Genomic DNA, 7,060 nt, shown 5'->3' on the forward strand with positions numbered 1-7,060 from the left:
CGACATCTCGAAGCGTGGAGAACGGCCGTCTCCGCTGTCCCGTGAAGAACCGCAGGTCAGCAGGACGAGTGACCCGCGAGGTTAAACGCCAAGCTAAGGCACTTGATCAAGCCCTGATGACGAAGTGCACGGTGCGCAGGGACATGAGCGTGATCTTGAGGTTCGCAGGGGCGGCGGCGCGCTGCGCGGGCACGCCGGTCAGAGCGGCCCCCCGGTCGACAGTCGTGTCGGTCACAGGTCACGCTCGTAACTCGCCCAGGCGACGTGCGACTCGTGCAGGGTGACGGTCAGGCCCGCTAGGCCCCGGGCACCCTCGCCCAGGGCCCCCTTCTCGATCCGCTCGGCGAGCCGGTCCGCGATGACCTTCGCGAGGAACTCCGTGGAGGTGTTGATGCCGGCGAAGTCGGGCTCGTTGTCGAGGTTGCGGTAGTTCAGGTCGCCGACAACTGCGCCCAGTTCCCCCGTGGCCAGGCCGATGTCGACGACGATGTTGTCGTCGTCCAGCTGCTCGCGGTAGAACGTGGCGTCCACGAGGAACGTGGCGCCGTGCAGTCGCTGCGCGGGCCCGAACACGTCGCCGCGGAAGCTGTGGGCGATCATGATGTGATCGCGGACGGTGATGCTGAACAACGGATGAACCTCCAGGTGCGGCGCGTCTGGTCCCCGGCTGATCCCTGCCGGGGGATGTTCTTTGATAGGGCTGTTCGCTTCCCTGCGTTCAGTGGGGTCTCACTCTGTTCAGAGGTGAGGCCGCCTGTCGTGCGGGGGGGGCGAACGGGTGTGTCAGGCGGTGTGGCCGGGATCCGTGTACCTGACCCGGTGGCACAGGGCCGGGATTTCGCCCGACGCCAGCCTCGGCATCATGTCCGGGAGTTCTTCGAAGGCGTTCTCCCCGGTGACCAGCGCGTCCAGCGCCGGGTCGGCGAGCAGGTCGAGGGCGAGGGCCAGCCGGTCGGCGTAGGTGCGGCTGGAGCGGCGGGCTGGGGAGACGGTGCCGACCTGGCTGCTGCGGACGGTGAGCCGGCGGGAGTGGAAGTTCTCGCCGAGCGGCAGGCGGACGCGTCGGTCGCCGTACCAGCTCAGTTCGAGGACTATGCCCTCGGCGGCGAGGAGTTCCAGCGAACGGGTCAGGCCCTGCTCGGTGGTGCTGGCGTGGACGACCAGGTCGCAGTCGCCGAGCGCGTCCTCGGGCGAGGCGAATCCGACGCCGAGCACCTTGGCCGTGTTCGCCCGCGCCGGGTCGGCGTCGACCAACTGCAGGCGTACGCCGGGGAAGCGGGCTAGCAGCGCGGCCACCGAGCAGCCGATCATGCCACCGCCGACCACCGCAATCCGGTCGCCGATCAGCGGGGCGGCGTCCCACAGGGCGTTCACGGCGGTCTCGACGGTCCCGGCGAGGATCGCCCGTTCGGCGGGAACTCCGTCCGGCACCGGTGTCACGGCGCTCACCGGAACGACGTAACGCGTCTGGTGCGGATACAGGCAGAAGACCGTACGGCCGAGCAGCGCAGCGGGTCCCTCCTCCACGACCCCGACGTTGAGGTAACCGTACTTGACCGGTCCGGGGAAGTCGCCCTCCTGGAACGGCGCCCGCATCACGGTGCGCTGGCCTGCCGGGACGCCGCCGCGGAAGACAAGCGTCTCCGTGCCGCGGCTCACTCCCGAGCAGACAGAACGCACCAGTACCTCGCCCTCAGCCGGCCCTGAGAGGGTGACGTCGCGGATCTCTCCGTGACCCGGCGAGCGCAGCCAGAACGCACGCGCGGAGCGGTTCATCGGCATCCTCCTCAACGATTGGGAAGTGGTTCACGTACCGACATATGCACAGGCCGCGTACAGTACGCGGCCTTGATCGACTCTGTCACTCGGCGGGAGGACGTGCGGTGGGCCTGAACATTACTTACGAAGCCACGCTGGTCCAGCAGGAGACCGCCGTGGGAGCGGGCGTACACATCCTGTCGCTGGCCCTGCTCGGCTCCGCGACCGGCTTGGGGCTGGCCGACTGGCTGACGGGGCTCACCTTCGCGATCGCGACCTTGGCCCTGCTCTCCCGGGCGCTGCACCGCTCCCAGCTGCGCTCCTTCGGCCCGGCCAACCGGGTCACCCTCGACCGGGCGACGCTGGTGGGCGGGGTGACGACGCTGGTCGTGGACTCCTTCGAAGAGCTCGTCGCCGGTGACGCTCCCGCGTTACAGCGTGCCATCGTCAAACACTGGGACGCCATCCTCGCCGTCGCCGAGCACGGGCTGAGCGACGGACTCGTCGAGAACTTGAACGCCAAGATTCGGCTGATCACCCGCGTCGCGTTCGGCTTCAAGGACCCGAGTACTCTCATAGCCCTCGCCATGCTCAGCCTCGACGGACACCGCCCCCACCTACCAGGCCGTCAAACATAACCTCGAGCCACGGATCCGACATGAGGGCCGAAAGTGTCAATTAGCCCTCGAGCTGCAAGTGATCCATTATGAAGCGAGATCGAGGGCAACTACGTCGACACGCACGGTGCCTCAGTGGTCGGGTTCGCCTTCACCGAGCTGCTCAGCTTCCGCCTGCTACCGAGATTGAAGAACATCGGCAGCATCCGCCTGTACCGTCCGGACGACGCCCCGCCCGGCTGGCCGGCGCTCGGCGGCTCGCTGACCCGGCCGATCCGCTGGGACCTGATCGAGCAGCAGTACGACCAGATGGTCAAGTACGCCACCGCGCTCCGCCTGGGGACGGCGGAGGCCGAGCAGGTGCTACGGCGCTTCACCCGCGGAGTCCCCAAGCACCCCACCTATCAGGCCCTCGAAGAACTCGGCCGCGCCGTGCGCACGGTCTTCGCCTGTGACTATCTCGCTAGCCCCGATGTGCGCCGGGCGATCCACGGCGGCCTCCAGGTCGTGGAGAACTGGAACAGCGCGAACACCGTGCTGCACTACGGCAAGGACGGCGCCCTGACTGGCCCGGACAAGGAACACGCCGAGACGTCGATGCTCGCGCTGCACCTGCTCCAGTCCAGTCTTGTACACGTCAATATGCTGTTGCTCCAGCAGGTCCTGGCCGATCCGAAGTGGGCGAAGGAGCTCACCGACGAGGACCGGCGCGGCCTGACCGCGCTGTTCTGGTCAAACGTAAACCCGTACGGCACCTTCCGCCTGGACATGGACAAGCGGCTCGACCTCAGGCTGCCGGTCGGAGTGCCGCGGCCGCGTTCAGCCGGAGCGATCGCCTCATCTGTCGCTGACCTTGGTCGCTACAGTCGGAAGGGGGCGTCCGAAGCCACCTCCTGTGGCTTCGGACGGCCCTTTGCGGTGACCGGGCGGTCGGGCCCCGGCGCGCTGACCGAGTGGTTGCGGGCGCGCTGATACACACAGGTTCGAGCGAGGACGGTGAGCCCGCGCACGGCACGGCCGGTCCGAGCTTGCGCTTCATATGAACCCGAGCGGACCCGCCGTCCGTTGTAGTTAAGGATAGTGAGGCAGTGGCCGTAAGGGCCCGGGTTCCGCGTCGAGTGGGGTTTCACTCCGCGCGGGGGAGGGAGCTGAGTCGTGCAGCGTAGGGAAGAGCACCGCCGTCAGGAGGACTCCCGCGATGAGGACGTGCCGGCTGAGGTTGGGGGCCAGCCCGCGGCGCGCGATTCGAAGGTTTCATCGGACACTGATGATCTGCTCGACGAAATTGACGACCTCCTCAAGAGGGACGGCCTCGATGAGGAGGTCAACGCCCAGGATTTCGTCCGTGGTTTCGTGCAGAAGGGCGGCCAGTAGGCGTGCCCGTCCCGGAAGCGTGCAGGGAAGGATCTGCGTCACAGGGACTGCGCCCCACGTCGGAATTGGCACTATTGACTGGAATCGCCCGTCGAGTCATTGACCGGTTGCGTCGCTCGCTGCGCAGGGACATCGCAACGAGCGGGCCGGTGGAATCGAGCGGGGATCTGCTGATCGTCAACGGTGAGGTATTCCAGCCCGAGTACGCCGTGTCCGCCGGTCTGGAGCTCGGAGACGAGTTCAAGACCTTCTTCTGCGGGATCGAGGACATCGCTTTCTCGGTCGAGACTGGCAGAACCCGCGTGTACGAGACGATCGGGGGCCGGGATCTGGCGGAGTTCGGGCTGATCCAGATCGCCTCCTATCCGCGTCCGACGGCCACGCTGCTGAGTTCCGTCTCCGCATACTTGGAGCACCGGCAGCGGCCGCCGATCAGCGCGGCCAGCATCAGCGCGCCGACCAAGCTCTACCAGTTGATGGTCCTCGCGCAGGACGAGTTGCCGGTGCCCGCCACGTTCTATCTGCCAAGGCGGCTGCTGAGCGGCTCCTTCGCAGACCTCGCCGACCGGCTGGGCCTGCCGTTCATACTGAAGGCGATGAACGCCGGGGGCGGGCGGCTGAACTTTTTGGTCAAGTCCGAGATCGACTTCCTGCGGTACGTCGAGGACCCCGCCCACGTGAAGGCAGGCTTCCTCGCTCAGCAGTTCATCCCCAACAACGGCACCTTCCGGATTTTGGTGTTCGGACGGGACGTGCCGGTCGTCATGCACCGCTGCAACACCGACGGCTCTCATCTCACTAACACCGAGCAGGGCGGACACGCCACGTTGTTCGAGGTGGAGACCTTCGATGCAGAGCTACTGGGGATGGCCGTCCGGGCAGCTGTGCTCATGGGCTGCGAGATCGCGGGCGTCAATGTGGTGCAGGACCGGCAGACGCGGCAGTGGTATCTGTTGGAAGTCAGCTCCAGTCCAGCCATCGGGAGCGGGGCCTTCGCCGAGGAGAAGACCCGGGCGTACTCCTCTTATCTCCGCACGAAGCTTTCCGCTGTGTGTAAGTGAATGGCTGACGAACCCTGGCGAGGGCACGGGTGGTCGAGGCCCTGCCCCAGGTTCAGGAAGGCCGTGATCAGATTCTTCCCGAACCAGACGTCAACCAAGGATCCGCCGGGACAGGCATACCCCTGTCGTTCGACAGGGGTATGCCGCGGTAAATGCCGGATTTACTGCGGCAGAGCCCCTACCGTGATCACCGCGACCTGCGTCGGACCAATCCGGCCACCGGGGCGAGGTGTACGCAAGGGTCGAAGATCCACTTGATCACCGAGCGGACCGGTCTGCCCCTCTCCATCGGTATCTCTGGCGCGAACCTGCACGACAGCCAAGCCCTCGAACCCCTCGTGCGAGGCATCCCGCCGATCCGTTCCCGCCGCGGACCGCGCCGACGCCGACCCGCCAAGCTGCACGCCGACAAGGGCTACGACTACGACCACCTGCGACGTTGGCTCCGCTTACGCGGAATCACCCACCGGATCGCCCGCAAAGGCATCGAGTCCTCTCAGCGACTTGGCCGGCACCGCTGGACGATCGAACGCACCATGGCCTGGCTCGCCGGCTGCCGTCGACTGCACCGCCGCTACGAACGCAAAGCCGAGCACTTCCTGGCCTTCACCAGCATCGCCTGCACCCTCATCTGCTACCGCCGACTCACCAAATGAGACGACTTCTTACTGATCTTTTCGTAAGTTCGGTGGGTGTGGTGGCCGTGTGGGTGGGAGGCTGGCGGCGTGGCTTATCGACCTTCCCCTTCGGTTGCCGGCTCCTCCCTTCCTCCTTTGTCGCGGCCTCAGTTGGCGGAGTCGCGTCGTGTTCGGGCAGTCGAGTTGTTCGAGGACGGCGTCTCGAATGCGGAGATCGCGAGGGCGGTGGGGGTGTGTGCCGAGAGTGTGCGGCGTTGGCGGCGGGTGTGGGAGCAAGGCGGTGCTTTGGCCCTGCGGCGACGGGCAGCCACCGGATGCCCACCCAAGCTGGACGACACCCAGGTCGAGATGGTCCGGGCCGCGTTGGAGCAAGGTGCCCAGGCTCATGGTTTCGAGGCCGACCTGTGGACCCTGGAACGAGTCGGCGCGGTCGTCACCCGGACAACGGGGGTGGTGTTGTCGAGGGCGTCGGTATGGCGGCTGCTGACCGGCCGGCTCGGATGGAGCCTGCAACGGCCCGAGCGGAGGGCGGTCGAACGGGACGAATCGGAGATCGCCCGCTGGATCGCGCACGAGTGGCCCCGCATCAAAAAGGGGCCGTGAACACACGTGCCTGGATCGTCTTCCTCGACGAATCAGGCGTCTCCCTGCTCCCTCAGATCCGCCGCACCTACTCGCCCCGAGGGCGGACTCCGCTCCTGCGGCACCGCCTGAACTGGAAGCGTGCGTCGATGGCCGGGGCCTTGGGCTACCACTCCACCGACCCCGATCGCGGGGCCCGCCTGTGCTTCCACCTCAAGCCCGGCAGCTACGACACCGCCGGACTCATCGAGGTCCTGGAGCAGATGAAGGTGTTCTACCGCGGCGAGCGAGTGGTCCAGGTCTGGGACGGCCTGTCCGCCCACTGGAGCCGGGCGATGCGGGCCTGGGTCGCCGAACAGGACTGACTCACCCTGGAACGATTACCCGCCTACGCTCCCGAGCTGAACCCGGTGGAACTGCTGTGGTCCTCGCTCAAGAAGCGTGAACTCGCCAACCTCGCCGGCGACCACCTCGCCGATGTCGCCGGCGCCACCGAGCAAGGCATCCACCGCATCAACACCAACCCCCGACTGCCATGGTCATTCCTCGCCCATACCGGCCTGACCATCCGCCCACCACACCCACCGAACTTACGAAAAGATCAGTAGTAACAGCCCTCTCACCCGATCACGTGACGTGTGACGTTCCCGACTTCCCGTGTCCGGTCGCCTCGTGAAGATCCTCCGGGTGTTATCTAACACGTATACATACGTGACAATGCGAGCATCGGTGCGGTCCGGAGGGCCTGAGCCTCACCGGACCGCCCGCACCACGCTGGGCCGGCTGCGGTGTGCTGGACCGGCTGCAGTGCGCGGGCTGGGTTGTTCGCTGCCTGTCGGTTCAGGCCGCGGGCTGCGGTGGCGCGGGTGGTGGTGCGGTGTGCGGGCTAATGCGGGTCCGTGCGTGGCCGGTCACGTTCCGAGTGGAGGGTGCGTTTCGTGCAGGAGGAGCCTTGGTACAACGGGATCGTTGTATTTCTGACTGGTATGAACGTTCCGTTGGGGTCGTCGGAGCGTATGTATCAGGAGGT

At 66.5% G+C, this 7,060-nt stretch carries 8 protein-coding genes and 4 pseudogenes; 9 read left to right on the forward strand and 3 right to left on the reverse strand.

The genetic code is table 11. The features are described from left to right. Nucleotides 1-106: 106 nt before the first annotated feature. From ACFYOH_RS44180 to ACFYOH_RS44190, 3 genes are all read right to left on the reverse strand, one after another. Nucleotides 107-235 (reverse strand): hypothetical protein, encoded by a 129-nt coding sequence (locus ACFYOH_RS44180; protein WP_388637871.1) that lies wholly within the window; start codon nt 233-235, stop codon nt 107-109. Continuing rightward, nucleotides 232-630, reverse strand: coding sequence for a 6-pyruvoyl tetrahydropterin synthase family protein (locus tag ACFYOH_RS44185; RefSeq protein WP_388637874.1), 399 nt, complete (start codon nt 628-630; stop codon nt 232-234). Before ACFYOH_RS44185 ends, ACFYOH_RS44180 begins: the two co-directional genes overlap by 4 nt. Before the next feature lie 153 nt (nt 631-783). Beyond that, on the reverse strand, nt 784-1,776 hold the full coding sequence (locus tag ACFYOH_RS44190) for a zinc-binding alcohol dehydrogenase (RefSeq protein ID WP_388637877.1): 993 nt from the start codon (nt 1,774-1,776) through the stop codon (nt 784-786). Nucleotides 1,777-2,189: 413 nt separating this feature from the next. Here ACFYOH_RS44190 and ACFYOH_RS44195 point away from each other — a divergent pair. From ACFYOH_RS44195 to ACFYOH_RS44235, 9 genes and pseudogenes are all read left to right on the forward strand, one after another. Further along, nucleotides 2,190-2,396 (forward strand): annotated as a pseudogene (locus ACFYOH_RS44195) (transposase); the annotation flags it as partial. Between the two features lie 78 nt (nt 2,397-2,474). Further along, nucleotides 2,475-3,347, forward strand: coding sequence for a Tn3 family transposase (locus ACFYOH_RS44200; protein WP_388637886.1), 873 nt, complete (start codon nt 2,475-2,477; stop codon nt 3,345-3,347). 183 nt (nt 3,348-3,530) lie between these two features. After that, the gene (locus tag ACFYOH_RS44205; protein ID WP_388637880.1) at nt 3,531-3,749 is read left to right on the forward strand and encodes a ubiquitin-like protein Pup; all 219 of its coding nucleotides are present in this window, start codon (nt 3,531-3,533) and stop codon (nt 3,747-3,749) included. A gap of 74 nt (nt 3,750-3,823) precedes the next feature. Continuing rightward, a complete protein-coding gene (locus ACFYOH_RS44210) occupies nt 3,824-4,810 on the forward strand; it encodes a RimK family alpha-L-glutamate ligase (protein ID WP_388637883.1) in 987 nt (328 codons plus the stop codon). 233 nt (nt 4,811-5,043) lie between these two features. Further along, nucleotides 5,044-5,466: pseudogene (locus ACFYOH_RS44215) on the forward strand (IS5 family transposase); the annotation flags it as partial. 69 nt (nt 5,467-5,535) lie between these two features. Next, nucleotides 5,536-5,730 (forward strand): annotated as a pseudogene (locus tag ACFYOH_RS44220) (helix-turn-helix domain-containing protein); the annotation flags it as partial. Between the two features lie 3 nt (nt 5,731-5,733). Then, nucleotides 5,734-6,051 carry a winged helix-turn-helix domain-containing protein gene (locus tag ACFYOH_RS44225; protein WP_388637888.1) on the forward strand — a complete coding sequence of 106 codons (318 nt, stop codon included), beginning with the start codon at nt 5,734-5,736 and terminating at the stop codon, nt 6,049-6,051. Next, a pseudogene (locus ACFYOH_RS44230) lies at nt 6,048-6,422 on the forward strand (transposase); the annotation flags it as partial. The gene ACFYOH_RS44225 and the pseudogene ACFYOH_RS44230, both read left to right, overlap by 4 nt. A gap of 18 nt (nt 6,423-6,440) precedes the next feature. Beyond that, nucleotides 6,441-6,638, forward strand: a complete 198-nt coding sequence (locus ACFYOH_RS44235; protein WP_388637891.1) for a transposase — start codon at nt 6,441-6,443, stop codon at nt 6,636-6,638. The last annotated feature ends 422 nt before the right edge of the window (nt 6,639-7,060 follow it).

It is taken from the genome of Streptomyces sp. NPDC007856 (assembly GCF_042868225.1).
Lineage (GTDB): Bacteria > Actinomycetota > Actinomycetes > Streptomycetales > Streptomycetaceae > Streptomyces.

Excerpts from the sequence above, each read along its gene's own strand:
- ACFYOH_RS44190 (WP_388637877.1), bottom strand. The coding sequence starts at position 1,776 with ATGAACCGCTCCGCGCGTGCGTTCTGGCTGCGCTCGCCGGGTCACGGA.